The sequence below is a fragment of the Pseudomonas sp. CLCA07 genome (genome assembly GCF_053615335.1).
The window spans coordinates 5,441,736-5,466,430 of sequence record NZ_CM132131.1; the positions used below are offsets into that span (position 1 = coordinate 5,441,736).

Consider the following 24,695-nt stretch of genomic DNA (forward strand, 5'->3'; position numbering starts at 1 on the left):
GCTGCCAGCTTCGAAGGTGTTGTTGTAGAGCAACAAATAAATCCGTCCCCTTTTTTTTTCTTTACGGCTTTTCCGAGATAAAAGAGAGAAGCAGATTTTGAAATCTCCATTTGAAAATGTAAGCCTGCCTTGGGAACCTCGTCTTTCTTACGTTTTAGCCGGTCTGGAAATTTATGATCGGGAGGAAGAGAAAGGGGAGGTTCTTAGGAAATATAACCCTAATCTCCATCAGGAACGATGTGAAGTAATTAAAAAGTTCGTGCTGCGTGAGTTGGATTACTTAAGTTATAGACACCGATTTGCTCTATTTAAGGTCCTTGAGGAGGCGTTGGCCGATAGGGAGTTTGATTTTTCTACACAGTTTGAAAGCGATTACGATGAATGCATTACTATCGCGTGGGATGAGACGGAGATAGTAGACCCTCGCGGCTTTTTTGAGGATATATATAGGTTGGCAAGCTTGGAGTGGAAAGATGATCTTCATAAAGCAAGTCTTGAAGATCAGTCCGGCTGGTGATGGAGACGGTGGCGCCTGTCAGGCTGGAATCCCACGCATTGGTATTTTCAATGCCAATTGCCAGCACTACGGGATGTTTAAGTGCTGTTTAAAATCATCGTAATTTTTACGAAATTTCCTGGCAAGGTCATCGGAAGTTTCCTTCGATCCGTATCGATTTCCATGAACTGGTGCGAAGTGACATCCATGGATAGTCTTTGTCTGTCGCTGCAAATGCAGCGGCAGGGTGTAGGAACCCTTACTCCAACGTGCATCAGTACTGTCGATTGATTGCGGCACTTATATTGAGTCCGTAATATCGTTCGCGGCGGCTGTGTGCGGGACACGTTTCGACGTGGCTGAGTTGGAGTATCTCAGTTTCCTACTCCCGCGCACGGCTGCCACCCAAGCCCGTAGGAAAGGCCGTTGGTAGCTTCAAATTAGTACTCCATGGACTTTCAAAAAATGAAAACCCTTCACCCCGATCCACCCTACGAAAAACCAATCCCCCATCCCAAAAACCGCTTCATGGCCCTCACCAGCAACTGCACCGACATGCCCACGCTGTTCGTCGATACCCACGCGCCGCTCGATGTTTTGTATGACGCCGCCAACTATCGAATTCGTGCCGTTACGCAGGTGCTGGAGAACATGTCGATGCGCGGTTCGGTCGAGTGTGAGTCGTTCATCCTTAGTGATTTTGCGTTGCTGTGCGCCATTCCGTTGCGGGATGGGTGTGACGTGCTGGATGTGCTTGGGCGGCGGTTGCGGGCACGGCCTTCGGAGTAGCGACTAGCTGCTTTTGTGGCGAGGGGGCTTGCCTGTGGCGAGGGGGCTTGCCCCCGTTGGGCTGCGCAGCAGCCCCTCCCAGAAAATCTGCAGCCTAAGTTTGTCAGTTACACCGAGTAGCCTGGTTTGGCGACTGCTTCGCAGCCGAACGGGGCGATGCGGCGTTCCGACAAGCCCCCTCGCCACAGGGTTGTTGAATGTCCCCGTTTTTTGACGGGGACATTCAGGCATTTGGTTAGTCTTTAAACGCACCAAAAAAGAGCGAAAGAAGTGGTCTTCAATCGGTTGATGCCACTTCTTGGTGCGCAAACACGCTCAGAGCTGGTAGGCCGGTACCTGTCCGAGGTGGTTGTCCTGCACGCCAGCCATCAGGTGCAGTGGAATATGCGGTGGTTCTTCCAGGGAGGAGACTTCGAAGCTACCCACAATTTGCACGTGCCGCTCAATCAATCCGGTCGACTCTTGTACCTTTGTTTTAGCCATTCTCGCGTGGTTCGCTGCGATTTCACTGAGGGTTGACACGTTAAATCTCCGGATGACTCACCAAGCGTTGCGCTGGGGTCCTTAATTATTAATTTGATTGTTGCTGCGTCAGAATTACGTCGTTTCCGTGCGGCTACGACCGGCCTGTGCAATCCCCGCGCCAGACACTTTGAGCATTTGCGTCCAGGGTTTTCCCATGCGACGAATGGTTGTAGTGCACGCAAACCTGACGATCGCATGACGGTTTTATATTCAAAAAAGGAATAAATAGATAATTATTTATTCCTTTTGTTGTTTGTGTAGGTGATGCACTTTGAGGGCCTGCGCATCCGTACGGATACGCCCGCCATCAGACAGGAAGCCTCATCATGACCATCAAAGCGATCAACGTCCGTAATCAGTTCAAAGGCGTCATCAAGGAAATCGTCCAGGGCGACGTGGTGTCCGAAATCGACGTGCAAACCGCCTCCGGAATCGTCACCTCAGTGATTACCACCCGCTCGGTGCGCGATCTTGAATTGAAAGTGGGCAGTGAAGTGATTGCCTTCGTCAAATCCACCGAGGTCTCCATCGCCAAGCTCTGACCCCGACAGTCAGTTCAGCCAAAACGCACTTTGTAGCAGCTGGCGAAGCCTGCGTCCGGCTGCGCAGCAGTCGTGAAATCAGGCGATGCGGTGTTTCAGGAAGACCGCAAACTCAGGATTTACGACTGCTTCGCAGCCGGACGCAGGCTTCGCCAGCCGCTACGGATTGTGTCGTTCCTGCACTTATCGGTATTAGCGTCCCCGTCACCTTGAGGTTTTCATGACGACACCTTTCAAACGCAGCGCATTGACCCTGTTGGCCACTTCCGTGGCGGCGGTGAGTGCGTTACTCAGTCCCGTCGTTCAGGCCGAAGGCAAAATCAGCATTGCCCAGCAGTTTGGTATCGGTTACCTGATTCTGGATGTGGTGCGCGACCAGCAGCTCATCGAGAAACATGGCAAGGAGCAGGGCTTCGACATCAAGGTCGACTGGAGCAGCATCTCGGGTGCCACCGCAATGAACGAAGCGCTGCTGGCCGGTGCGCTGGATGTTGTCTCGGCAGGCGTGCCGCCGATGTTGACGATCTGGGATCGGACCAAGGGCAAACAAAACGTCAAGGCCATCGCTTCGCTGGGGTCGATGCCCAACTACCTGTTGACCAACAATCCGAATGTGAAAAGCCTCAAGGACTTCACCGAAAAGGACCGCATCGCGGTGCCGGCAGCGGGTGTCGGTTTCCAGTCGCGCACTTTACAGATCGAAACGGCCAAGCAGTTTGGCGCGGACAATTTCAAAAAGTTTGACGACATCTCGATCAGCCTGGCCCATCCCGATGCGACATCGGCGCTGATTGCTGGCGGTTCGGAGATCAACTCACATTTCTCCAGCCCGCCGTTCCAGTACCAGGAGCTGCAAAGTCCCAATGTGCACAAGGTGCTGAGCTCCTACGACGTGCTGGGTGGCCAGGCTACGTTTAACGTGCTGTACACCACTGAGAAATTCCACGACGAAAACCCGAAAACCTATAAGGCGTTTTACGCGGCGCTGGCCGAGGCCGAGAAAATCATCAAGGCCGATAAGCCGGCGGCAGCCCAGACCTATATCCGTGTGGAGCAATCGAAACTATCCTTACCCTTGGTTGAGAAGATCGTCGCCGACCCCGAAATCGACTTTACCGTGGTACCACAGCGAACCTATATCTACGCCGAGAAACTGCAGGCGTTAGGTGTGCTGAAAAACAAGGCTGACAGTTGGAAAGATTACTTCTTTGAGGAAGCACATGGCGGTGCAGGCAGTTGAGAAAAAATCGCACATCATGCAAACACCGACCTATCAACTACTGGAAGTCGCCCACGGCAAACCGATCAAACTCTGGACCGAAGGCGTCCCGGTAGAAAACGAAGCCAGGCAGCAGTTGATCAACACCGCGAAGATGCCGTTCATCTTCAAACACCTGGCGGTGATGCCTGACGTCCATCTGGGCAAGGGCTCGACCATCGGCAGTGTGATTCCGACGGTGGGCGCGATCATTCCGGCTGCCGTCGGGGTCGACATTGGCTGCGGCATGATCGCCGCATGCACCACGCTGACGGCGGCTGATTTACCCGACAACCTGCACGGCTTGCGCTGCGCCATCGAAAAAGCGGTGCCCCACGGCCGTACTATGGGGCGTGGCATCCGCGACAAGGGTGCCTGGGACAGTGTTCCGAAACAGGCCAATCAGGCCTGGGCCGCACTGGATTCTCGGTTCAAGGCGATTACCGCCAAGTACCCGAAACTCGCCAGCACCAACAACCGCGTGCACTTGGGCACGCTGGGCAGCGGCAACCATTTCATAGAAGTGTGCCTGGATGAGACCAACCGCGTCTGGTTCATGTTGCACAGCGGTTCACGCGGGGTTGGTAACGCCATTGGCAACCTGTTCATTCAACTGGCCCAGGCCGACATGCGCCAGCACCTAGCCAACTTGCCGGACCGTGACCTGGCCTACTTCAACGAAGGAAGCCGCCACTTTAATGACTACGTCGAAGCCGTGGGCTGGGCCCAGGACTTCGCCAGACAGAACCGTGCATTGATGATGCAATCGGTGATTCAGGCGACACGCAAAGTGATCAGCAAACCCTTTGAGGTGGCGCTGGAGGCGGTCAACTGCCACCACAACTACGTGCAAAAAGAGCGGCACTTTGGTCAGGACATACTTGTCACCCGCAAGGGCGCGGTGTCGGCGCAGAAGGGCGAGTTGGGGATCATCCCGGGATCGATGGGCGCGAAAAGCTTCATCGTCCGCGGGCTCGGCAATGAGCAATCGTTCTGTTCCTGCAGCCACGGTGCCGGCCGCACCATGAGTCGCACCAAAGCGAAAAGCCTGTTCACTGTGGAAGACCAGATCCGCGCCACCGCCCATGTCGAGTGCCGCAAAGATGCGGCGGTCATCGATGAAATCCCGATGGCCTACAAGGACATCGATCACGTCATGCACGCCCAGCGCGAACTGGTGGAAGTGCTGCACACCCTGCGTCAGGTGGTGTGCGTAAAGGGCTGAGCCCTTCGGCAATAGTGAGTCAGGCCAGAAAACCCAGTCTTTTCAGGCTGCGTTTTTTCAGGCCTGACACGGTCACTGATCCTTCTCGCAATTGACCATCCACGACACGCCAAACCGATCCACCAGCATGCCGAAACGTGCCGCCCAAAACGTCTGTTCCAGCGGCATTTGTACGGTGCCGTCTTTCGACAACGCAGCGAACACGCGTTCAGCTTCCGCGATGCTGTCGACATTCAGCGATACCGAAAAACCGGCCATATCATCGACAGGACGATCCGGTGTGGTGTCGGACCCCATGATGGCCTGATCCCCCACGACGAGGCGGGTGTGAATGATCAGGTTGTGAAGGTCCGTCGGTACGTGTTCGCCGGCCGGGGTCTCGCCGAAGGTCATCATGGCTTCGATCTTGCCGGGCAAGCTTTGGGCATAGAAGGTGAAGGCCGCTTTGCAGTCGCCGTTGAAGATCAGGTAGGGATTGATTTTCATGATTTGCTCCCGGTAACGAAGGAAGCCGAACGAGGTTGGATTAACCGTCAGCTCCGCAGTGATTGGACGCCATTAGCAAAGCGTTAGAGGGAGTGATTGGCAAAATTTTTTTAGATGTTTTTTCTATTGAAGCGCTGGGTTTTATGACGACCAGCGGCCTCGGTGTGCTGACATTGCGTCAGCTCCTCAGGCCACTGCACGCGGTGCCGAGGGCCGAAGCAGGCGCTCAATGGCCCCGCTCACCAGGTTCTCCAGCAGTTCATCATGCTCATGTTCGTTCAGCGAATGTTGCATCAACCAACTGGGGGCGCTGTTGAGCAAGTTGGCGATGGCGTGTGCAGTGGCACGTTGCGCCTGTTCACCGACCCGCGATTTGGTGCCGATCATCAGCAGCAATCGCTGTTCGTATTGCTCGCGCAATTGCCGGACGCGCGCTTGTTGCTCGTCATTGAGGCAACCGGCATCACGCTCCGCCAGACGAAAATGCCAGGGCATTTCCCGGTGCAGATTCAAATGCGCGCGGATCAGGCTTTGCAGTTTGTCGCGTTTGGCCGGGCCCTTTTGATCGAGGCGACCCAGGGTCGCCAACAGTTCTTCGTAGAACTCCTCGATCAGGTCGAGCAGCAAGTGCTGCTTGCTCGGGTAATGGTGATACAACGAACCCGGGGAGAGCCCCAGGCACGCGGCCAGTTCACGCATGCCGACCTGACCGAAACCCTTGCTGGAGAACAACTCCAGCACTTTGTCCCGGTACTCGGCAAAGCGCGAGCAACGTTCAGGCATAGGCATAGAATCCACGTCCTGTTTTGCGCCCCAGATAGCCGGCGGCGACCATTTCCTTGAGCAGTGGAGCAGGGCGGTACTTGCTGTCGTTAAAGCCGTCGTGGAAGGCTTCCATAATGGCCAGCAGGGTATCCAGACCGATCAGGTCCGCCAGGGCCAGCGGGCCGATCGGCTGGTTGCAGCCCAGACGCATGCCAGCGTCGATGTCTTCGGCACTGGCCAGACCTTCCTGAAATACCAGAACCGCTTCGTTGATCATCGGCACCAGAATCCGGTTGACCACGAAACCCGGGCGGTTGCCGGCGGTGATCGCGGTTTTGCCCAGGGTTGTCGCCATGTCCAGGGCGAGGGCGTGCGAGCTGTCGCTGGTTTGCAGGCCGCGAATCACTTCAATCAGGCCCATCACCGGCACCGGGTTGAAGAAGTGCAGGCCGATGAAGCGCTCAGGCTGGCTGACGCTGGCGGCGAGTTGGGTAATCGACAGCGACGAGGTGTTGGAAGCAATCACGCACTCGGCACTGACCTGCGCGGCAATTTGTTGCAGCACGCGCAGTTTCAAATCGAGGTTTTCGGTGGCCGCTTCGATCACCAGTTGCGCGTTCTGCAGGCTATCGTATTGGGTGCTGGTGCGAATCTTGTCGAGGGCTGCGTTCTTCTGCTCCTCGGTCAACGTTTCCTTGGCGACCTGGCGATCAAGGTTTTTGCTGACGGTTGCCAGGGCCTTTTGCAGGGCACTGTCGGAGATGTCGATCAGGGTCACGTTGAAGCCAGCCAGCGCACAGACCTGCGCAATGCCGTTGCCCATGGTGCCCGCGCCGATCACGCCAATGTTTTGCAGATTCATGTTGCCGTCCTTCCGGTCATACCGTGCGATACCTTGGCCGTGACAACGGTCGAAGGCGTACTATTGGCCGCGAGTCTAGAACCGGCAGCCCGGTTGTCCTATGCCGCAACTGTTCAACGGTGCTGGCGTTTTTTGCCAGTTCAAGTGTTAGGGAGAGAAACGTTCACATGCGGGAAAACGACTCGGTTGCCGTTTATTTCGTGCAGGCAATGATCCATGCACTGGCGCAAGATCCGCAGCGCCTGAAGGCTGCGCTGGAACAGGCCGGTATCGATCCGGCGTTGATGTCTGAGCCCACGGCGCGGGTGTCGGCCAGCGCGTTTGCCGAGCTGTGGTTGATTCAGATCCGCGAGTTGAACGACGAGTTTTTCCGCCTCGACTCCCACGGCATGCCGCCGGGCAGCTTCGCGTTGATCTGCCGTGCCTTGATTCAGGAGCCCGACCTGCACAAAGCCATGCGCCAGTGCCTGGCCAATTTCGGTCTGTTCCTGCGCGACTTCCGTGGCACCCTGACAGTGCGCGGCAAGCGCGCATTCATCAGCTTGGACACCCACGCGCGAAACGACGAGGTCAGCCGTTTTGGCGAAGAGACGTTCCTGGTGCTGATGATCAGTCTGCTGTGCTGGCTCGGGGGGCGACGCATCCCCATCGATCGCGCGGACTTCCGTCATGAACGCGTGTCCCTCAGCGATGACCGCCTGCTGTGGGGCCCCAACCTGACCTTCGGCGCCGAGCGCACCGAAATCGAATTCGCCAGCCACTACCTGCGCCTGCCGGTGGTTCAAGATCTGGCCTCACTGAAAGTATTCCTGCGCACGGCCCCGCAATGGCTGGTGATCCGCTTCCGCAACCAACATGGCCTGGCCTCGCAAGTCCACCAGCGCCTGCGCAACAGCGATTACAGCGAATGGCCGACCCTGCAGGATTTCGCCCTGGAACAACACCTGAGCCCCAGCACCTTCCGCCGCAAATTGGAGCGTGAAGGGTGCTCATATCAGGAGATCAAGGACGAAGTGCGGCGAGGCGTGGCCTTTGAGCAATTACGCCAGAGTAAGGCGAGCATCAGTGATATCGCTGAGCGGCTGGGCTTTCAGGAACCGAGCGCGTTCCATCGGGCGTTCAAGAAATGGACGGGGGAGAGCCCGGGGCGGTATCGGGCGCGGTTTCAGGTGGAGTGTTCGGGGTGATCCCCATGGTTGGCCGCTTCACCGCCTTGTTCGACCAGGCCCGACGCGCCTTGCTGCTGGTCTGGGGCACCTCTCGCGGATTATTCCTCGGCCTGGTCCTGGCTACTCTGATCGCCGGCGTACTCCCGGCGCTTGCCGCCTGGATAGGTCAACGCATCGTCGATGCCGTGGTCAGTGCCATGCAGTTGCACGCGCAGCAGGGCAGTGCGCCGTTGTGGCCGGTGGTGCGTTATGTGTTGATGGAGGCGGGGGTGCTGGCGTTGTTGTCTGGTACTCAGCGGGCGTTGTCGGTTCAGCAGTCGCTGTTGCGGGTGCAGTTGGGGCAGAAGGTCAACACGATGATTCTGGAGAAAGCCCAGACGTTGTCGCTGGTGCAGTTCGAGAATTCCGAGTTTTACGACAAGCTGGTGCGGGTGCGGCGCGAGGCTTCGACCCGGCCGCTGGCGTTGGTGATGAAGTCGTTGGGGTTGATCCAGAACCTGATTGTGCTGATCAGCTTCGGCGTGTTGCTGGTGCACTTTTCGCCGTGGGCGCTGGTGCTGTTGGTGGTCGGTGCATTGCCGGTGTTTTTCGCCGAGGCGCATTTTTCCGGGGATGCTTTTCGGCTGTTCACCCGCCGGGCGCCGGAGAGCCGGCAGCAGAATTACATCGAGACGCTGTTGTCCCACGAGGGGTACATCAAAGAGGTCAAATTGTTCGGTTTCGCGCCGCTGTTGTTGAAGCGTTATCGCGACACGTTCGCGCGTCTCTACGCCGAAGACCGCCGGTTGACGTTGCGTCGCGATGGTTGGGGATTTGTCCTGGGCCTGCTCGGCACGTCGGCGTTTTACCTGGCGTATGCGTGGGTGGTGGTCGATACCGTTCACGGCAACATCAGCCTGGGGCAAATGACCATGTACCTGGTGTTGTTCAAGCAGGGGCAAACCGCGGTCAGCAGTAGCTTGAGCGCCATCAGCGGTCTCTATGAAGACGGCCTTTACCTGTCGAGCCTTTATGAATACCTGGCCGAACCGGTGGTGGCCGATTCCGGACATCTCACCGAGGGCGCGGTGCCGGGCGATGGTTTGCGTTTCGAGAACGTCAGTTTTCGTTATCCGGGTGCGAGTCGTGCGGCATTGGAAGGCATCGATCTGCACATGGTTCCGGGGCGCAGCCTGGCGCTGGTGGGGGAGAACGGCTCGGGCAAGACCACACTGATCAAGTTGCTGACCCGTTTGTACCGACCCGATCAAGGCCGTATTTTGCTCGACGGCAGCGATTTGCAGACCTGGAAGGAGGACGTGCTGCGACAGCGCATCGGCGTGATTTTTCAGGATTACATCCGCTACCAATTCTCGGTGGGCGAAAACATCGGCGTCGGCGACACGTTGGCGTTCAATGATGAACAGCGCTGGCAGGACGCGGCGGCGCAGGGCATGGCCGCGCCGTTCATCGAGCGTCTGGATCGCGGGTATGCCACGCAATTGGGGCGATGGTTTGCCGGTGGGCAAGAGCTGTCCGGGGGGCAGTGGCAAAAGATCGCGCTATCGCGTGCTTACATGCGTCGCGACGCCGATATCCTGATTCTCGATGAACCGACGTCGGCACTCGATCCGGCGGCGGAAGCGGCGGTGTTCGAGCATTTCAGCGAGCACACCGAAGGTCGCATGACGTTGCTGATTTCCCATCGGTTTTCCAGCGTGCGCAATGCGGACCACATCATCGTGCTGGACCAGGGGGCGATTCTTGAACGCGGCGATCACGACAGCCTGGTGAACGCGGGCGGACGCTACGCGCAGTTGTTCAACCTGCAAGCCCGGGGTTACCGCTAGGTTTTGCTTTCATCAAGCCATCGATTGCCTGGCGATATTGGCTGCCACCCAGACTCATGCTGTTGTTATGCGTACCACCGGGCACCAGCAGCAGGCGCTTGGGTTCGTTGGCGGCATTGAACAATTGCTGGCTGAAACGTGAAGGCATGAGCGGGTCGGCCAGGCCGTGAACCACCAACAGCGGCATGTCGATGTCGACAATCTTGTCGATGGAGTCGAATTTCTGCGACACCAGCCAACGCACCGGCAGCCATTTCACCGGCAGGTTGTTGTCGGCCACTTGCGCCACGGCATCGCCCAGCGTGTACTTGAGCACATCGCAACTCACCGGCAGGCCGACGATCAGTATGGCCATGCACAGCAGCGGCAGCCAACGACGGCTCAAGCGGCTCATCCAACTCGACAACATGCGGCGGTCCGGAAGATCAGCGGGAAAGGACGGGTTTTAACAGATGCGTGGTGGGGGTGGGGACAACTGACAAAGCCAAAAGGACATGACACTGGTGTCGGAACCGTTGACTCGCGGGCGGATTGTGTCGAGCCTGAGCTCCAGCTTGTTGGTGCGTCGATCCATTGCAGCGGGCATCGGGCTTGGGGAAGTTCCGGTGTACATGGGGGAGAGGGACGGGCTGGTCAGGCTCTGGCCGGAGCGCACGCGACCGCTGCCGTATGACGTCTGGCTAGTGACCCACGCCGACTTGCGGCACACCGCGCGGGTGCTGGCGGTGATTGATGAAATTGTCGCGGTGTTTTCAGGCACGGGTGAGTGAAGGCAAAAAGATCGCAGCCTCGTTTCACTCGACAGCTCCTACAGGTGAACGCAAAACCTTGTAGGAGCTGTTGAGTGAAACGAGGCTGCGAGCTCTTGATCTTATGGCATTTCAGGCAGTTCTTGCGGGCGCAGGTCGAACACCAGCACTTCGGCATCCACACCGTTGCTCAACGTCAGCACCTGCTCATCGCGAACCCGCACGCCGTCACCTTCCTGTAACGGCACGCCGTTGAGTTCGACACTGCCACGGGCCACATGCACGTAGGCATAACGATTCGCGGCCAGTTCCAGCGCGGCGCTTTCCTTGCCGTCGATCAGCGCGGCGTACACCCGTGCATCCTGGCGCACCTTCAGCGAACCCTTGTCGCCGACGGGGGAGATGATCAGTTGCAGACGCCCGCGCTTCTTTTGCGTGCTGAAATGCTCTTGCTGATAACGCGGTTTGGCACCACTCACTTCTGGCACGATCCAGATTTGCAGGAAGTGCACGGGCCGTGTCGCCGAGTGGTTGTACTCGCTGTGGGCCACGCCACTGCCGGCGCTCATCAGCTGCACGTCACCGGGGCGGATCACCGAACCGGTGCCCAGCGTGTCCTTGTGTTCAAGCGCACCGTCGAGCACGTAGGAGAATATCTCCATGTCGCGGTGCGGGTGCTGGCCGAAACCTTTACCGGCCGCCACGCGGTCATCGTTGATCACCAACAGGTCGGAAAAACCCTGTTCTTTCGGGTTGCGGTAGTTGGCGAAGGAAAAGGTATGGAACGACTTCAACCAACCGTGATTGGCCGCGCCGCGATCCGAGGCTTTGCGAAGGGTCAGCATGATGAAATCTCCTGTTGGGACGATGATTCGTCCGAGTGAGGAGAAGGTTAATGGTTACTGGCTGATGCAATAAGTAGATGGAAATTGAAACACTGTCTCTTTCAGGTTGACGATTGTGTGCGGGGGATCACGTATTCTGATCCGACGTCGATGCCACGATTGGCCATAATGCACAGCACTATTGGATGCCGGACGCACACCCCTGTGGGACCGGTGTCTGGCCAGTATTCTTTTCTGACTTCAGTGATTTTGACCCATGAAAACCGTCGCTATGGTGTTGTTTCCGGACTTTCTCCTGCTCGACATGGCCGGTCCCATGGAAGTGTTTTCCATCGCCAACCGATACCTGGCCCCGGCTGACCACTACATGCTCACGACCATCGGCACCGAGCCTGAAGCGTTGCGTGCCTCCAATGGCGTCAGGGTTCAGGCCGATCTGCACATTGATCAGGCGATTAACAATTACGACCTGCTGCTGGTGCCTGGCGGCCCCGGTGCCTATAACGAGAAATTTCCGCCGTTGCTCGGCTGGCTCAAGGGCGCTGTGAATCGCGCCGGGCGCTATGGTTCGATCTGCACCGGCGCCTTTTTGTTGGGGCACGCCGGTTTGCTCGACGGTTACCGCGTGACCACTCACTGGCATTACACCGAACGGTTGATCAAAGGTTTTCCCAAGGCCACGGTGGAGACCGATCAGATTTATGTGCAGGACCGCAATCTCATTACCTCCGGCGGCGTAACCGCCGGCATCGACCTGGCGCTGGCGGTGGTCGCCGAAGACCATGGCAAAAAAGTCGCGCAGGACGTGGCCAAAGTGCTGCTGGTGGTGATGAAACGCCAGGGAGGGCAGGCGCAGTTCAGCCCGTTGATGGCCGCGGTCGCTCCCCATGAAACACCGATCACCCGACTGCAAAACCATTTGCTCGAAAATCTGGAGGAAGCGTTCAGTATCGAACGCATGGCTAGCCTGGCAAACATGAGCGCGCGCCATTTCACCCGGGTTTTTGCCCGGGAAGTGAACATGACGCCCATGGAGTTTTTGCAAAACGCACGCATCGATCGCGCCAGGAGCCTGCTGGAAACCAGTGACGTGCCGCTCAAGACCGTGGCCTTCAAAAGTGGCTTCGGCAGTGTGCGGCACATGCGTTTTCTGTTCAGCGAAAAACTCGGCCTGACACCCAGCCAATACCGTGAACAGTTCAGCTAGCGCCATGTGTCCGTTGCACGCACCGTGATGGCCGGTATGCTCCCTCCGTGGCCGTTGAACCGTCACTGAGGTCTGCCAAGATAGCCGTGAACTCTTTGCAATGGAGGTGCGGGAGCCTGGAGGGCGGGTGCGAAGGATATTTGCGGCACTTTGAGCCGGGCCAGGTTTTCAGCACGCGAACGTGCATGAACAGCCTCACACATTTACACCGCGAAGCGGTGCTGCATTTCGGCCCCTACGCGTTTCACCAGCGGCAACGGCTGATCCTGGAAGGTGATCGGCCGCTGCGCATGGGCGGGCGAGCCCTGGACATTTTGCAGGTGCTGGTCGAACGTGCCGGAACGGTGGTCAGCAAGGACGAGTTGATTGCCCAGGTCTGGCCGACGTCGGTGGTCGAAGAAATCAACCTGCGCGTACACATCGCTGCGTTACGCCGCGCCTTAGGCGATGGGCAGGACGGTCAGCGCTACATCGTCAACATTCCACAATGCGGGTACAGCTTTGTTGCCCCGGTGCAGCACGCGCCGGCGGGCGTACCTGTGTCGATCCAGACTGTTCAAAAAGCTCAGCACAACCTGCCTGCACGACTAACGCCGGTGACCGGCCGTGACTCGATTGTCGGCAGTCTGGTCCGCCAGTTACCGCTGCGGCGTCTGATGACACTGGTCGGACCCGGCGGGATCGGCAAGACCACCGTGGCGTTGCGTGTGGCCGAACTGTTGTTGCAGCACTATCAGGACGGTGTCTGGCGGGTTGATCTGGGGGCGATCGACGATCCCGCGCAAGTGCTTGACCACCTGAGGTGCACCCTCGAACTGGATGTCGGGGCGCCCCTCGATGGGTGGGCGCAGCGCCACGCATTACTGGTACTCGACAACTGCGAGCACCTGCTTGAGCGTTGCCGGACATTGGTCGAAAGCCTGCTGATCGCGGCGCCCCGGCTGTCGATTCTGGTCACCAGTCGCGAGCCTTTGCTGGCCGCTGGGGAAACGCTCGTGCGTTTACCGCCACTGGCGGTGCCGCCCGTCTGCGAACTGCAAAGTGTCGCTCAAGTCATGGGGTATTCGGCCGTGCAACTGTTTGTCAGCCGCGCCCGTGCCCGTCAACAAGGCTTTGTCCTGCGCGAACAAGACCTCATAGCCGTGGGTGACATCTGCCGCAGGCTCGATGGTTTGCCGTTGGCCATCGAGTTGGCCGCCGCGCAAATCGACGCGTTGGCGCTGGTGGGGTTGCAAGCCCAGCTCGATAACTGTTTTCAACTGCTGACCCAGGGCCGCCGCACCGCCGTCCCCCGGCATCAAACCTTGAAAGCCGCACTGGACTGGAGCTATGAACGGCTGAGCCCGTTAGAGCAAACGGTATTGCAGCGCCTGTCGGTGTTCAAAATGGCCTTCACCCTGGACGCCGCCATTGGCGTGATGAGCTGCGCGGTGCTGCTGCCTGGTCGCGTGAGGGAAGCGGTGGAACACCTGGCGCTCAAATCACTGTTATCGCTGGAGCAGGGTAGTGGTGTGAGCCAGTACCGTTTCCTCAACACCACCCGCACGTATGCCCTGGAAAAGCTCGAACACAGTGGAGCGTTGCGCGATTTTGAAAGGCGGTACGCCCGCTACATCAGCGGGGCGCGTTCCACGTCAGGCGGGCAGGAGGCATTGCAACTCGTCGAGTAACCGACGGACTTTCATCAGGTCCGGTGTGGCAAAGCCTTCAGTGAACCGCTGGTAGATCGGCGCCAGCAACTCATGGGCTTGCTGATAGCGACCCTGACGCTGCCAAAGTTTTGCCAGTGAGGTGGCGCTGCGCAGTTCCCAGGCGAGGGCGCCTTGGGTTTTGGCCACGTTCAGCGCCCTGATCAGTACGGTCTCGGCCGCCTCGGTTTGCTGCGGGCAATCCTCTGCCAGCAGCGCGTTCGCGCTGGCCCGCAGGATCTCTGCCGTGCTCCAGCCGGCGGTGCCGGTATCCGCTCGCTGCAGCAAGGCGTTATCGACGAAATCGTTGTCCAGCGTGACCATGATGTCTTTGATCAACCCCATGCCAGGTGACGATGGCATTTGCGCTTGCGCCGGGTCGATCACCTGCGCGTAGTGGCGTGCCCAGGTGTAGAACAGAAGCACAGAATGTTTTTGCGCTTGCTCCAGCAGCAAGCTCAGCAGTTTGCGAGCGCTGCGGGTGTCGCCGTTGTAATGGGCGATCAGACAACCGGCCAAGGCCAGTGTGTAGCAAATCGAGGTGCCATGGTTGATCTGAACCGCGATGTCCAGCGCCTGGCGCGCCGTGCGCCAGGCTTGCTCCGGTTGACCCCGCAACCACAAGATGCGCGCCAGAATCGTCAGGGCGGCCACGCTCTGATCGTATTGCACGCCAAAACCGTGAGTGAAGCGGTTGAGGTGGCCGCTCTGGGCCATGCGCTGGATCACTTGTTTGGCATCCGCCCCCGCTTGTTCTTGATCCCCGGCAAAGTGTAGGGCCAGCACCCGTAAGCGGTGAGTGCTCAGCGACAGCACGGCATCGTCTTGTGCACCCAACCGGTCGAATTGCTGGCTTTGCTCAAGCGCCAGTTGATAGTTGCCGCAACTGAGGCTGACCGCCATATGCCCGGACACCGCCCGCTGCTGACCGGCCACGTCACTGCACTGTCTGGCCAGGTTTCTGGCGCTGACGAAGGCTTCGATGGTTTCCGGCGTGCCGCCCTGCGTGTGGTAACAGGAGCTGCCCAGGGCAAGCTTCAGGGTCATTTTCAGATGAAGGCAGAGCTCGGGCGTCGCATCGAGCAGCGTCAGGGCCTTGCGCACATACACGCCATGTTCCTTGAGCAGCGAAAGTTCCTGCCACAGCGGCGTGGACGTTGCGGCCAAGCGGATCGCCAGCGCTTGCGGCCCGTGTCCGTTCAAGCCCCAATCGAGCGCCGCGCGAATATCTTCCAGACCTCGGGCATAACGCTCTATCCACACACCGGTGGGGATGTGCTCCCAGTCATTCTGAGCTTGATGCATCAAGGCCAGGCAGCGTTCGGCATGGCGGATTTGCGTGTCCGCCAAGTCAGTGGTCTGGTCGAGTTTCTCCAGGGCATAGCTGCGTGTGGTGTCGAGCAGGCGGTAGAACACCTCTTCATCGCCCACCTCCACGTTCAGCAGCGACTTGGCCACCAATTGGGTAATCGCGCCAAACACCTTGTCGGGGTCGATGTGTTCACCAACGATCACCGCCGCGGCCGACTCCAGGGTGAATCCGCCCCTGAACACGCTCAATCGGCGCAGGCAGGTTTGTTCGCAGGCCGTCAGCAGTTCGAAGCTCCAGTCGAGCGTAGCGCGAAGGGTCTGGTGCCGGCCCAACACCCGCTGACACCCATGGGTGAGCAGGCGAAAACTGCCTTGCAACTGGTCCAGCAGTCCGCTCAAACCAAAGTTGCCGACTTGCGCGGCGGCCAGCTCGATGGCCAGCGGAATCCCGTCCAGACGATGGCAGATGTCGACCAATAGTGGCAGCTCGTCATCACTCAATTCAAAGCTGTCGTGGCTGGCCATTGCCCGCTCGACAAACAAGTGCAGCGCCGAAAACGTCATGGCCTGAGTGCGGTCCAGCACGGCGATGGAGGGTGGACAATCCAGCGATTCAAGGCGCTGAACAAATTCGCCTTCGGCCCGCAGGCTCTCCCGGCTGGTGGCCAATATATGCACCTGCGGCGCGCCCCGCAGGATGCCTTCGCAGAGCAAGGCAATGGCGTCGAGCAGATGCTCGCAATTGTCGATCACCAGCAGCATCTGCCGGTCGCGCAGGAAGGCGGCGAGTTCGCTCACGGGTTCGCCGTCGTGCAAGGATAAATTCAGCAGCGTCGCCAAATGCGTGGTGATCATCAACGGGTCGTTGATCGGTGCCAGGTCCAACAGGCGAATGCCGTCCCGGTAGCGCCCGATCAGCTGTTCGGCGACGCGCAGAGCCACGGTGGTCTTGCCGATGCCGCCAGGGCCGACGAGGGTGATGAAACGCTGGCGTGCCAGTTGCGTCACCAGGGTGTCGACCAGGGACTGGCGACCGATCAGGCGAGTGCGGCGCACGGGCAGGTTATGGCCGTTGGGCACAGGCCTTTCGGTGTCGGGGTTTAGTTCGATCAGTTCCAGTGAATAGGGCGCGACAAAGCTATAGCCGCGCTGCGCCACGGTGACGATGTAGCGCTGGCCGGCCTGGCCATCGCCGAGGGCTTTGCGCAGTGCCGTCATGTGCACCCGCAGGTTGATGTCTTCCACCACGCTTTTGGGCCAGACCGCCGCGATCAGTTGCTGTTTGCTGACCACCTGGCCGGCGTGCTCCAGCAGGATCAACAGAATTTCCATGGCACGTCGGCCCAGGCGCAAGGGCTGGTCAGCCTCCATCACCAGGCGTTGTCCGGGGTAGATCCGGTAGGGGCCGAAATGCACAGCCTGCTCGGGGGAAAGGGTCAACGAGGCACTCCAGCTTGCATCCGTCCAGGACGTGGTTTTCGAGCATATTCCTCAGGTTTTTCCGTCAACGCAACGAGGGTTTGGGTGACTGTTGGGTGGTCGCCACGACTGCAGCACCCGACATAGGCAGCCGGTGCCGTGTTTACGGTAGCAAAGGCAGCGTTATGGTTTTTGGCGCGCCATGGAAAATTAACAACGTTTAACTCGTCCTGCATCTGGTCTACGTCCAAAACTCTGTTCTTCAACTTCCACCGGTTAATCGTAGTGCGATTCCTGTGGGATTGCAGGCAAGCAGGGATTCATTGTCATGAGGACACCGGAATGAGCAACGTGGTGGTGGTCTATCACAGCGGCTACGGGCACACCCGGGTCATGGCGCAGGCCGTCGCCCAAGGGGTGGAACGGCATTTGGGCAGCACCTGCCAATTGATTGCTGTCGAAGAAGTGGAAGACCACTGGGACCGATTGCACCACGCCGACGCCATCATCTTTGGCGCGCCGACCTACATGGGCAGCGCCTCGGCACCCTTCAAAAGATTCATGGAAGCCTCTGCGGCGTTTTACCTGGCCCAACCCTGGCGCGACAAGTTGGCGGCCGGGTTCACCAACTCCGGCAGCCTGTGCGGCGACAAGCTCAACACCTTGTTGCAGATGGCAGTGTTCGCCGCCCAACACTCAATGATCTGGGTTGGTCTGGACGTGCTGCCGGCGCGCTCCGGCACCGGCGTGTTCGATGGGCAGATGAATCGCCTGGGCAGCTCGCTGGGTGCCATGTCCCAGTCAAATGTCGAGCAACCTCCCGAACTGGCCCCGCCGCCCGAAGACCGCTGCACCGCTGCGCATCTGGGCGAGCGGGTGGCCCGGCTGGCCGAACGCATGAACCACTCACCGTTTTGATTCACCCCAACCCTCGCTAAGGAGATATCGCATGAGTACGTTCACCACCCGAGACGGCACCGAGATTTACTACAAGGACTGGGGCACCGGTCAGCCCATCGTCTTCAGCCATGGCTGGCCGTTGAATGCCGACAGCTGGGAGTCGCAGATGATGTTCCTGGCTTCTAAAGGCTACCGTGTCATCGCCCATGACCGTCGTGGTCACGGGCGCTCCAGCCAGCCGTGGACCGGCAATGACATGGACACCTACGCCGACGATTTGGCGCAGTTGATCGAGTTGCTGGACCTCAAAGACGCCGTGCTGTTCGGCTTCTCCACCGGCGGTGGCGAGGTGGCGCGCTACATCGGTCGCCACGGCACTGGCCGCGTGGCCAAGGCCGGGCTGATCTCTGCGGTGCCGCCGCTGATGCTCAAGACCGAAGCCAACCCCGGTGGTCTGCCCATCGAGGTGTTCGATGGCATTCGCCAGGCATCACTGGTCGACCGCTCGCAGCTGTACATCAACCTCGCCAGCGGGCCGTTCTTCGGCTTCAACAAACCGGACGCCAAACCCTCTCAAGGCATGATCGACTGGTTCTGGGTGCAAGGCATGGCTGCGGGCCACAAAAACGCCTACGACTGCATCAAGGCTTTCTCTGAAACCGACTTCACCGAAGACCTGAAGAAGTTTGACATCCCGACGCTGGTGGTGCATGGCGACGCCGATCAGGTGGTGCCGATCGAAGCGGCGGGCATCGCCTCGGCAGCACTGGTCAAAGGCTCGACGCTCAAGATCTACCCGGGTGCCCCCCATGGCCTGACGGATACCCACAAGGATCAGCTCAACGCTGATTTGCTGGCATTCCTCAAGGGTTAACGTGCCACGCTGCGTTCGGCTGCGCAGCAGTCGTGAAACCTGATCACGCGGTCTATCTGAAACACCGCGGTGACTGATTTGACGACTGCTGCGCAGCCGAACGCAGCCTCGCGGGCTCGGCAGCTGCTACAAAACGTGGGGCGCTATTGCGCGTGATGATGTGTGGAGTAGGCGGGGTGGTGGGGGTGTGAGCGCACCATTCGGCAGCGCCAGGCAAACGGATTGATGCCTTCGCTGCGGGTGAAGATGTGGCAGAAGTGTGCCTGATCGCAGAAACCGCATTCGAGGCTGATTTGCGTCAGCGACAGGTCGGTGTTCTGGATCAGTTGCTTGGCGCGGGCGATACGTTGGTTGCGAATCCAGTCTTGTGGCGAGAGACCGGTGCTGCATTTGAACGCGCGGGAAAAATGACTGCGCGAGAGGGCGCAGGCCCGTGCCAGTTCGGAGACCTCGACGGTTTCATCGAGACGGTCGAGGATCAGTTGTTTCACCAGCCTTTCGCGCCACGGGGTCAAGCCGCCAGTGGTCTTCTTTGGCGATTCAGTGACTGCCGCGAGGGCAGCGTTTTGCTGAGAATGGGCCATGACAAATGTCCGTGTCGGTGAGCTTCATTCTTCGTCGCGGGGCGTTGGCAGGCGAGTTAAACGTTGTTAATTTCGTCCCCGCGCAATACCCGCAAAGGCGCTAACTCAGCACATTGCTGCAATTTTTTTCGGGCGCGGTACTTGCACGATCGCCGTCATCCGGTGGCGTTGCGCGTGACCGCTGATCGAGTAAAGTCTCACCGCTTCATGCCAGGCTCAACACACAAGGGAACCGTGCCTATGAACCGTAATGATCTGCGCCGCGTCGACATGAACCTGTTGGTGATTTTCGAAGCGTTGATGTTCGAAAAGAACCTGACCCGTGTCGCGGAAAAACTGTTCATGGGCCAACCGGCGGTGAGTGCGGCGTTGGGGCGGTTGCGCGATCTGTTTGACGATCCGTTGTTGCTGCGTAACGGGCGCGGCATGGAGCCGACCGGACGGGCGCTGGCGATTCTCAAAGAATTGCAGCCGGCGATGGATACGATCTCGGGGGCGGTCAGCCGGGCCAAGGAGTTTGATCCGGCGACCAGTTGCGATGTGTTTCGCATCGGGCTGTCGGACGATGCCGAGTTCGGTTTGTTTCCGCCGTTATTGCGGCAACTGCAAGAAGATGCGTCGGGGATTGTGGTCGTGGTGCGCCGAGCCAACTACCTGCTGATGCCGGCGTTGCTGGCTTCCGGGGAAATCTCCGTAGGTGTCAGCTACACCACCGACTTGCCGGCCAACGCCAAACGCAAAAAACTGCGGGACATTCCCTGCAAAGTGCTACGCGGGGACAAGCGACCGGGCACGCTGACGCTGGATGAATATTGTGAACGGCCCCATGCCATGGTGTCGTTCTCTGGCGACCTGAGCGGTAACATTGACCTCGACCTGGCCAAGCTCGGTCGCAGCCGCCGCGTGGTGTTGGGGGTGCCGCAGTTCAGCGGCTTGCGCGCATTGCTCGCCGGCACCGAGATGATCGCCACCGTGCCGGACTATGCCGCGTGTGCGTTGGTGGAAGGCTGTGGGTTGCGGGCTGAAGATCCGCCGTTTCCAATTGATGCGGCGCAGCTTTCGATGGCCTGGAGCGGGGTACATGACAACGACCCGGCAGAGCGGTGGTTACGGTCGCGGATCAGCGAGTTCATGTCCGCACCTTTGCTTATTCCGGCATGAGCACGGCGACCTTCGGGTCGACCAAATTCCCCCAGACATTCACCGAACCCCTGTAGGAGCGGGCTTGCTCGCGAAGACGGAGTGTCAGCCAACATCAATGCTGGATGACACACCACATTCGCGAGCAAGCCCGCTCCTACAGGGAATGTGTACTGATCCGAAGAGTCCGTTTAATGCTGTTTAGCGTTACTTCCTGAAAGCTACAGCGCCTTGCGCCGTTGTCTATGACTACGCCAGAATCCGCCGGCTTGTGTGCTTTGACCCTGAACTCTATCGTTTCCGCATCGCTGCCAATCAGCGATCGGGTTTAGCGACCCGGACTATTCAAAGTGCATCCGTGCTCCAGACTTTGTTGCAGACTTTTGTCGTCTGCAATTACGTTATGGCGGTTGTATGCGGGAGACCTTCGGGTCTACCGGGTTGCCTTTGACCGGTTCGCTAACCTGCATACAATCGCCACCCTTACTTGTTTAGCGACAAGTTCCGGTGGCGCCATTTTCCAAAGGAGCTTCACCATGTTCAAAGCCACACCCAATCCCCCGGAATCCGATGACCGCGCGCCGGATCACTCTCTCAATCCCCTGAAATCCACTTTCCCACCGCGCAAGCCCAGCACCATTTATCTCATCGCCCCTGGTGTCGACACCGAAACCCTGTTGGTCAATGCCTGCGAATCCCTGGCCTCGGCCAGCGTCATGGCCAGCGATTTCGCCGGGCTGATGGAAGGGCCGCATCGCAACACGATGCTCGGTATTCAACAGAACATCATGTTGGCTGAACTGGCAGTGAATCGGGCGCTGGACATTGTTGATCCGCAGTAACTCTGTCCGTTAAAAAAACGGCCTCGGCGAGGCCGTTTTTTGTGCCTGGCAGAAGCCTTCCAGCAACGAAAATCCCTGTGGGAGCCGGGCTTGCCCGTGATGGCGGTCATCCAGTCAACAATGATATTGGCTGACCCTTCGCTTTCGCGGGCAAGCCCGGCTCCCACAGGATATTCGTTGCATTGCAGATCAGCGTGTACTTGCAAAAAGAGCACACCCATCCAATTTTTCCCGTTCCCGCACCGGCACTATCGAATGATGTCTCGGCACCTCGCTGCCGGTGGTTTTTTCATTTGTGCAGGTAGCTCATGAACGCTTCGCGACGGGATGAACGGGCTCAGGACTTGGGTCTGCTTTTTTTGCGGGTCAGCAGCAGTTTGTTCCTGCTGTGGGTGCACGGTTTGCCGAAGCTGCTTAACTACAGCGCTCAACTGCAAGTCATCGAAGACCCTTTCCACCTCGGCGCCAACCTGACGCTGATGCTGGCGATTTTCGCCGAGGTGCTGTGCCCGCTGTTGATCATCGCCGGGCTGTTGGTGCGTTTGGCGTGCCTGCCGATTTTGTGCGTGTTGTTGGTGGCGTTGCTGGTGGTGCATGCGCAATGGAGCATTGAAGAAGGGCAATTCGGCTGGCTGCTGTTGATCCTGTTCACCAGCATTTTCATCGCCGGGCCGGGACGGCTGGCGTTCAATGTCCGATTCGCCGGAGCGTTACGGTATGCCTGAGTCCAATCGTTTTGAGGAAGTCGTGACCCTGGTCATCAAGCACCGGGTGAAGGCGGGATTTGAAGTGCCTTACGAAGCCTGGCTACGCAACATTGTCAGCATCGCCGGGCAGCAGGAAGGGCACCTGGGTGTGGACGTGATGCGCGGTAAAAGCGCCGGTCTCGACATGTACACCTGCGTGTTGCGCTTTTGCACCACCGAGGCGATGCAGCATTGGCTCGATTCGCCGCAGCGGCTGGAACTGGTCCGCGAAGCCACGCCGATGCTCGCCGACGGAGACCAGACCGAGGTTAACCCTGTCAATGAATTCTGGTTCGCGCCGCAGGCCGACACCGCGTCGCCACCGCCGCCGCGCTGGAAACAGGCCGTGGTGACGCTGTTGGTGATTCTGCCGCACACCTTGCTGGTGCCACTGATCTGGGGGCCGCTGCTCCAGCTCAATGTTTTTCTCTCCAGTTACGTGGTCGCGACGTTCCTGATCACCCTGACCATCGTGGTGTCGGTGGTGTACCTGTTCATGCCGATGGCGACGCGCCTGTTCGCGCCCTGGTTATCTCCTTCCATTCAGCCCAAGGAAAAGCGATGAACGCCGACCTGATTCTATTCAATGGCCAATTTCATACCGTTGACCGTGAAAATCCGCTCGCCAGTGCCGTTGCCATCCACGACGGTCGTTTCGTTTTGGTCGGCACCGATGCCGAGGCCATGGCCCTGCGCGGTTCGGGTACACAGATCATCGACCTCAAGGGCCGCTGCGTCATCCCTGGCCTTAACGACTCGCACTTGCACCTGATACGTGGCGGTTTGAATTACAACCTCGAACTGCGTTGGGAGGGCGTACCGTCGCTGGCCGATGCCTTGCGCATGCTCAAGGATCAGGCCGACCGCACGCCGACGCCGCAATGGGTGCGGGTGGTCGGTGGCTGGAACGAATTTCAGTTCGCCGAAAAACGCATGCCGACCCTCGAAGAATTGAACCAGGCCGCGCCGGACACGCCAGTGTTTGTCCTGCATTTGTACGACCGCGCCTTGCTCAACCGTGCCGCGCTGCGCGTGGCCGGATACACCCGCACGACACCGAACCCGCCGGGTGGCGAGATTGTGCGCGATGCCAACGGTGAGCCGACCGGCATGCTGGTTGCGCGGCCCAACGCGATGATTCTGTACTCGACGCTGGCCAAGGGGCCGAAGTTGCCGCTGGAGTATCAGGTCAACTCGACCCGTCAATTCATGCGCGAACTCAATCGTCTGGGCCTGACCAGCGCCATCGATGCTGGCGGTGGTTTCCAGAATTACCCGGACGATTATCAGGTGATCGAGCAACTGGCCAAGGACCAGCAACTGACCATTCGCATCGCCTACAACCTGTTCACCCAGAAGCCGAAAGAAGAACTGACCGATTTCAAGAACTGGACCAGCAACGTGACCCTGCACCAGGGCGACGATTACCTGCGGCACAACGGCGCCGGGGAAATGCTGGTGTTTTCGGCAGCGGATTTCGAAGACTTCCTCGAGCCGCGTCCGGACCTGCCACAAAGCATGGAAGACGAGCTGGAACCGGTGGTGCGCCACTTGGTGGAACAGCGCTGGCCGTTCCGTTTGCACGCCACCTATAACGAATCGATCAGCCGCATGCTCGACGTGTTCGAGAAGGTAAACCGCGACATTCCGTTCAACGGTCTGCCATGGTTTTTCGATCACGCCGAAACCATCACCCCGCAGAACATCGAGCGGGTGAGGGCGCTGGGCGGCGGCATTGCAATTCAGGATCGGATGGCGTTTCAGGGCGAATACTTTGTCGAGCGATATGGCGCCAAAGCCGCTGAAGCAACGCCACCGATCAAGCGCATGTTGGCCGAAGGTGTACCGGTCGGCGCAGGCACCGACGCCACGCGAGTGTCCAGCTACAATCCCTGGACCTCGTTGTACTGGATGGTCAGCGGCCGCACCGTGGGTGGGCTTGAGCTGCACGCCGAGGGCTTGTCTCGGCAGACTGCGCTGGAACTGTTCACTCACGGCAGCGCCTGGTTCTCATCCGAGCAGGGCAAGAAAGGCATGATCAAGGTCGGCCAACTGGCGGACGTCGCGGCGCTTAGCGCGGACTTTTTCAGCGTCGACGAAGAAGCGATCAAATGGATCGAGTCGGTGCTGACGGTGGTTGGCGGCAAAGTGGTGTACGCCGCCGGTGACTTCGAAAAACTTGGGCCGGCCAGTGTGCCGGTGCTGCCGGACTGGTCGCCGGTAGCGAACGTGCCGGGCCACTGGCGTCCGACTTCGCCGATGCAGACGCAGGTTCACCATTGCAGCGGACCCTGTGGCGTACATTCACACAGCCATGAAAAGGCACGTTTGTCGAACGCCCCGGTCAGCGATTTTGCGGGTTTCTGGGGCGCCTTTGGCTGCTCGTGCTTCGCGTTCTGACGATCAAATATAAAAGCGCCGGCCGCGTTGGTCGACGCCCTGAG

23 protein-coding genes and 2 pseudogenes are annotated in these 24,695 nt (G+C 58.9%); 17 read left to right on the plus strand and 8 right to left on the minus strand.

Features of this window, described 5'->3' with window-relative positions; translation table 11 throughout:
* The first annotated feature begins 97 nt into the window (after positions 1 to 97).
* Positions 98 to 517 (plus strand): hypothetical protein, encoded by a 420-nt coding sequence (locus ACWGZX_RS24980; protein ID WP_452625865.1) that lies wholly within the window; start codon positions 98 to 100, stop codon positions 515 to 517.
* A 444-nt stretch (positions 518 to 961) separates the two neighbouring features.
* The gene (locus tag ACWGZX_RS24985) at positions 962 to 1,285 is read left to right on the plus strand and encodes a hypothetical protein (protein ID WP_452625866.1); all 324 of its coding nucleotides are present in this window, start codon (positions 962 to 964) and stop codon (positions 1,283 to 1,285) included.
* Positions 1,286 to 1,600: 315 nt separating this feature from the next.
* Here ACWGZX_RS24985 and ACWGZX_RS24990 read toward each other — a convergent pair whose 3' ends face one another.
* Positions 1,601 to 1,807, minus strand: coding sequence for a hypothetical protein (locus ACWGZX_RS24990; RefSeq protein WP_452625867.1), 207 nt, complete (start codon positions 1,805 to 1,807; stop codon positions 1,601 to 1,603).
* Positions 1,808 to 2,136: 329 nt separating this feature from the next.
* Between ACWGZX_RS24990 and ACWGZX_RS24995 the strand changes: the two genes are divergently transcribed.
* The 3 genes from ACWGZX_RS24995 to ACWGZX_RS25005 all read left to right on the plus strand — a co-directional run bounded on the left by ACWGZX_RS24995 (position 2,137) and on the right by ACWGZX_RS25005 (position 4,835).
* A complete protein-coding gene (locus tag ACWGZX_RS24995; RefSeq protein ID WP_452625868.1) occupies positions 2,137 to 2,352 on the plus strand; it encodes a TOBE domain-containing protein in 216 nt (71 codons plus the stop codon).
* A 220-nt stretch (positions 2,353 to 2,572) separates the two neighbouring features.
* Positions 2,573 to 3,592, plus strand: a complete 1,020-nt coding sequence (locus ACWGZX_RS25000) for an ABC transporter substrate-binding protein (protein ID WP_452625869.1) — start codon at positions 2,573 to 2,575, stop codon at positions 3,590 to 3,592.
* A gap of 16 nt (positions 3,593 to 3,608) precedes the next feature.
* Positions 3,609 to 4,835: an RtcB family protein gene (locus ACWGZX_RS25005; RefSeq protein WP_452629062.1), complete on the plus strand. Its 1,227-nt coding sequence runs from the start codon at positions 3,609 to 3,611 to the stop codon at positions 4,833 to 4,835.
* Between the two features lie 72 nt (positions 4,836 to 4,907).
* Here the strand turns inward: ACWGZX_RS25005 and ACWGZX_RS25010 are convergent, their stop codons facing one another.
* The 3 genes from ACWGZX_RS25010 to ACWGZX_RS25020 all read right to left on the minus strand — a co-directional run bounded on the left by ACWGZX_RS25010 (position 4,908) and on the right by ACWGZX_RS25020 (position 6,948).
* Positions 4,908 to 5,321 (minus strand): VOC family protein, encoded by a 414-nt coding sequence (locus ACWGZX_RS25010; RefSeq protein WP_223511616.1) that lies wholly within the window; start codon positions 5,319 to 5,321, stop codon positions 4,908 to 4,910.
* A gap of 186 nt (positions 5,322 to 5,507) precedes the next feature.
* Positions 5,508 to 6,110 carry a TetR/AcrR family transcriptional regulator gene (locus ACWGZX_RS25015; RefSeq protein ID WP_223511618.1) on the minus strand — a complete coding sequence of 201 codons (603 nt, stop codon included), beginning with the start codon at positions 6,108 to 6,110 and terminating at the stop codon, positions 5,508 to 5,510.
* Positions 6,097 to 6,948: a 3-hydroxybutyryl-CoA dehydrogenase gene (locus tag ACWGZX_RS25020; protein WP_452625870.1), complete on the minus strand. Its 852-nt coding sequence runs from the start codon at positions 6,946 to 6,948 to the stop codon at positions 6,097 to 6,099. Before ACWGZX_RS25020 ends, ACWGZX_RS25015 begins: the two co-directional genes overlap by 14 nt.
* 167 nt (positions 6,949 to 7,115) lie before the next feature.
* On the opposite strand from ACWGZX_RS25020, the gene ACWGZX_RS25025 reads away from it, so the two are divergent.
* Together ACWGZX_RS25025 and ACWGZX_RS25030 are read left to right on the plus strand one after the other, a co-directional pair.
* Positions 7,116 to 8,135, plus strand: coding sequence for an AraC family transcriptional regulator (locus ACWGZX_RS25025; RefSeq protein WP_452625871.1), 1,020 nt, complete (start codon positions 7,116 to 7,118; stop codon positions 8,133 to 8,135).
* Entirely contained in the window at positions 8,135 to 9,946 is a 1,812-nt protein-coding gene (locus tag ACWGZX_RS25030) for an ABC transporter ATP-binding protein (RefSeq protein ID WP_452629063.1), read from the plus strand. The genes ACWGZX_RS25025 and ACWGZX_RS25030 overlap by 1 nt, the downstream gene beginning before the upstream one ends.
* Here the strand turns inward: ACWGZX_RS25030 and ACWGZX_RS25035 are convergent.
* Positions 9,918 to 10,250, minus strand: a pseudogene (locus tag ACWGZX_RS25035) (alpha/beta hydrolase); the annotation flags it as partial. The gene ACWGZX_RS25030 and the pseudogene ACWGZX_RS25035 overlap by 29 nt on opposite strands.
* Positions 10,251 to 10,425: 175 nt before the next feature.
* Between ACWGZX_RS25035 and ACWGZX_RS25040 the strand changes: the two are divergent.
* A pseudogene (locus ACWGZX_RS25040) lies at positions 10,426 to 10,716 on the plus strand (LysR substrate-binding domain-containing protein); the annotation flags it as partial.
* 101 nt (positions 10,717 to 10,817) lie between these two features.
* Here the strand turns inward: ACWGZX_RS25040 and ACWGZX_RS25045 are convergent.
* Positions 10,818 to 11,540, minus strand: a complete 723-nt coding sequence (locus ACWGZX_RS25045) for a pirin family protein (protein WP_452625872.1) — start codon at positions 11,538 to 11,540, stop codon at positions 10,818 to 10,820.
* A 256-nt stretch (positions 11,541 to 11,796) separates the two neighbouring features.
* On the opposite strand from ACWGZX_RS25045, the gene ACWGZX_RS25050 reads away from it, so the two are divergent.
* Both ACWGZX_RS25050 and ACWGZX_RS25055 read left to right on the plus strand, forming a co-directional pair.
* Entirely contained in the window at positions 11,797 to 12,747 is a 951-nt protein-coding gene (locus tag ACWGZX_RS25050; protein ID WP_452625873.1) for a GlxA family transcriptional regulator, read from the plus strand.
* A gap of 185 nt (positions 12,748 to 12,932) precedes the next feature.
* Entirely contained in the window at positions 12,933 to 14,417 is a 1,485-nt protein-coding gene (locus tag ACWGZX_RS25055; protein ID WP_452625874.1) for an ATP-binding protein, read from the plus strand.
* Here the strand turns inward: ACWGZX_RS25055 and ACWGZX_RS25060 are convergent.
* Positions 14,382 to 17,186, minus strand: a complete 2,805-nt coding sequence (locus ACWGZX_RS25060; RefSeq protein ID WP_452625875.1) for an ATP-binding protein — start codon at positions 17,184 to 17,186, stop codon at positions 14,382 to 14,384. The genes ACWGZX_RS25055 and ACWGZX_RS25060 overlap by 36 nt on opposite strands.
* A gap of 321 nt (positions 17,187 to 17,507) precedes the next feature.
* Here ACWGZX_RS25060 and ACWGZX_RS25065 point away from each other — a divergent pair, with 321 nt between their 5' ends.
* On the plus strand, positions 17,508 to 18,083 hold the full coding sequence (locus ACWGZX_RS25065) for a flavodoxin family protein (protein WP_452625876.1): 576 nt from the start codon (positions 17,508 to 17,510) through the stop codon (positions 18,081 to 18,083).
* A gap of 31 nt (positions 18,084 to 18,114) precedes the next feature.
* The gene (locus tag ACWGZX_RS25070) at positions 18,115 to 18,939 is read left to right on the plus strand and encodes an alpha/beta fold hydrolase (RefSeq protein ID WP_452625877.1); all 825 of its coding nucleotides are present in this window, start codon (positions 18,115 to 18,117) and stop codon (positions 18,937 to 18,939) included.
* Between the two features lie 143 nt (positions 18,940 to 19,082).
* Here the strand turns inward: ACWGZX_RS25070 and ACWGZX_RS25075 are convergent, their stop codons facing one another.
* Positions 19,083 to 19,523, minus strand: a complete 441-nt coding sequence (locus ACWGZX_RS25075; RefSeq protein ID WP_452625878.1) for a helix-turn-helix domain-containing protein — start codon at positions 19,521 to 19,523, stop codon at positions 19,083 to 19,085.
* 240 nt (positions 19,524 to 19,763) lie between these two features.
* Between ACWGZX_RS25075 and ACWGZX_RS25080 the strand changes: the two genes are divergently transcribed.
* The 5 genes from ACWGZX_RS25080 (at position 19,764) to ACWGZX_RS25100 (ending at position 24,651) form a co-directional block, all read left to right on the plus strand.
* Positions 19,764 to 20,684, plus strand: coding sequence for a LysR substrate-binding domain-containing protein (locus ACWGZX_RS25080; RefSeq protein ID WP_452625879.1), 921 nt, complete (start codon positions 19,764 to 19,766; stop codon positions 20,682 to 20,684).
* A 515-nt stretch (positions 20,685 to 21,199) separates the two neighbouring features.
* A complete protein-coding gene (locus ACWGZX_RS25085) occupies positions 21,200 to 21,505 on the plus strand; it encodes a DUF6124 family protein (RefSeq protein WP_452625880.1) in 306 nt (101 codons plus the stop codon).
* Between the two features lie 308 nt (positions 21,506 to 21,813).
* Complete coding sequence (locus ACWGZX_RS25090) at positions 21,814 to 22,230, plus strand: DoxX family protein (protein ID WP_452625881.1); 417 nt, start codon at positions 21,814 to 21,816, stop codon at positions 22,228 to 22,230.
* A complete protein-coding gene (locus ACWGZX_RS25095) occupies positions 22,223 to 22,816 on the plus strand; it encodes an antibiotic biosynthesis monooxygenase (RefSeq protein ID WP_452625882.1) in 594 nt (197 codons plus the stop codon). The genes ACWGZX_RS25090 and ACWGZX_RS25095 overlap by 8 nt, the downstream gene beginning before the upstream one ends.
* Positions 22,813 to 24,651, plus strand: a complete 1,839-nt coding sequence (locus ACWGZX_RS25100) for an amidohydrolase (RefSeq protein ID WP_452625883.1) — start codon at positions 22,813 to 22,815, stop codon at positions 24,649 to 24,651. The genes ACWGZX_RS25095 and ACWGZX_RS25100 overlap by 4 nt, the downstream gene beginning before the upstream one ends.
* Positions 24,652 to 24,695: the final 44 nt, after the last annotated feature.

Coding starts and splice junctions, on each gene's coding strand:
- ACWGZX_RS24985 (WP_452625866.1), top strand. CDS start 962: ATGAAAACCCTTCACCCCGATCCACCCTACGAAAAACCAATCCCCCAT.
- ACWGZX_RS24995 (WP_452625868.1), top strand. CDS start 2,137: ATGACCATCAAAGCGATCAACGTCCGTAATCAGTTCAAAGGCGTCATC.
- ACWGZX_RS25000 (WP_452625869.1), top strand. CDS start 2,573: ATGACGACACCTTTCAAACGCAGCGCATTGACCCTGTTGGCCACTTCC.
- ACWGZX_RS25005 (WP_452629062.1), top strand. CDS start 3,609: ATGCAAACACCGACCTATCAACTACTGGAAGTCGCCCACGGCAAACCG.
- ACWGZX_RS25010 (WP_223511616.1), bottom strand. CDS start 5,321: ATGAAAATCAATCCCTACCTGATCTTCAACGGCGACTGCAAAGCGGCC.
- ACWGZX_RS25015 (WP_223511618.1), bottom strand. CDS start 6,110: ATGCCTATGCCTGAACGTTGCTCGCGCTTTGCCGAGTACCGGGACAAA.
- ACWGZX_RS25020 (WP_452625870.1), bottom strand. CDS start 6,948: ATGAATCTGCAAAACATTGGCGTGATCGGCGCGGGCACCATGGGCAAC.
- ACWGZX_RS25025 (WP_452625871.1), top strand. CDS start 7,116: ATGCGGGAAAACGACTCGGTTGCCGTTTATTTCGTGCAGGCAATGATC.
- ACWGZX_RS25045 (WP_452625872.1), bottom strand. CDS start 11,540: ATGCTGACCCTTCGCAAAGCCTCGGATCGCGGCGCGGCCAATCACGGT.
- ACWGZX_RS25050 (WP_452625873.1), top strand. CDS start 11,797: ATGAAAACCGTCGCTATGGTGTTGTTTCCGGACTTTCTCCTGCTCGAC.
- ACWGZX_RS25055 (WP_452625874.1), top strand. CDS start 12,933: ATGAACAGCCTCACACATTTACACCGCGAAGCGGTGCTGCATTTCGGC.
- ACWGZX_RS25065 (WP_452625876.1), top strand. CDS start 17,508: ATGAGCAACGTGGTGGTGGTCTATCACAGCGGCTACGGGCACACCCGG.
- ACWGZX_RS25070 (WP_452625877.1), top strand. CDS start 18,115: ATGAGTACGTTCACCACCCGAGACGGCACCGAGATTTACTACAAGGAC.
- ACWGZX_RS25075 (WP_452625878.1), bottom strand. CDS start 19,523: ATGGCCCATTCTCAGCAAAACGCTGCCCTCGCGGCAGTCACTGAATCG.
- ACWGZX_RS25080 (WP_452625879.1), top strand. CDS start 19,764: ATGAACCGTAATGATCTGCGCCGCGTCGACATGAACCTGTTGGTGATT.
- ACWGZX_RS25085 (WP_452625880.1), top strand. CDS start 21,200: ATGTTCAAAGCCACACCCAATCCCCCGGAATCCGATGACCGCGCGCCG.
- ACWGZX_RS25090 (WP_452625881.1), top strand. CDS start 21,814: ATGAACGCTTCGCGACGGGATGAACGGGCTCAGGACTTGGGTCTGCTT.
- ACWGZX_RS25095 (WP_452625882.1), top strand. CDS start 22,223: ATGCCTGAGTCCAATCGTTTTGAGGAAGTCGTGACCCTGGTCATCAAG.
- ACWGZX_RS25100 (WP_452625883.1), top strand. CDS start 22,813: ATGAACGCCGACCTGATTCTATTCAATGGCCAATTTCATACCGTTGAC.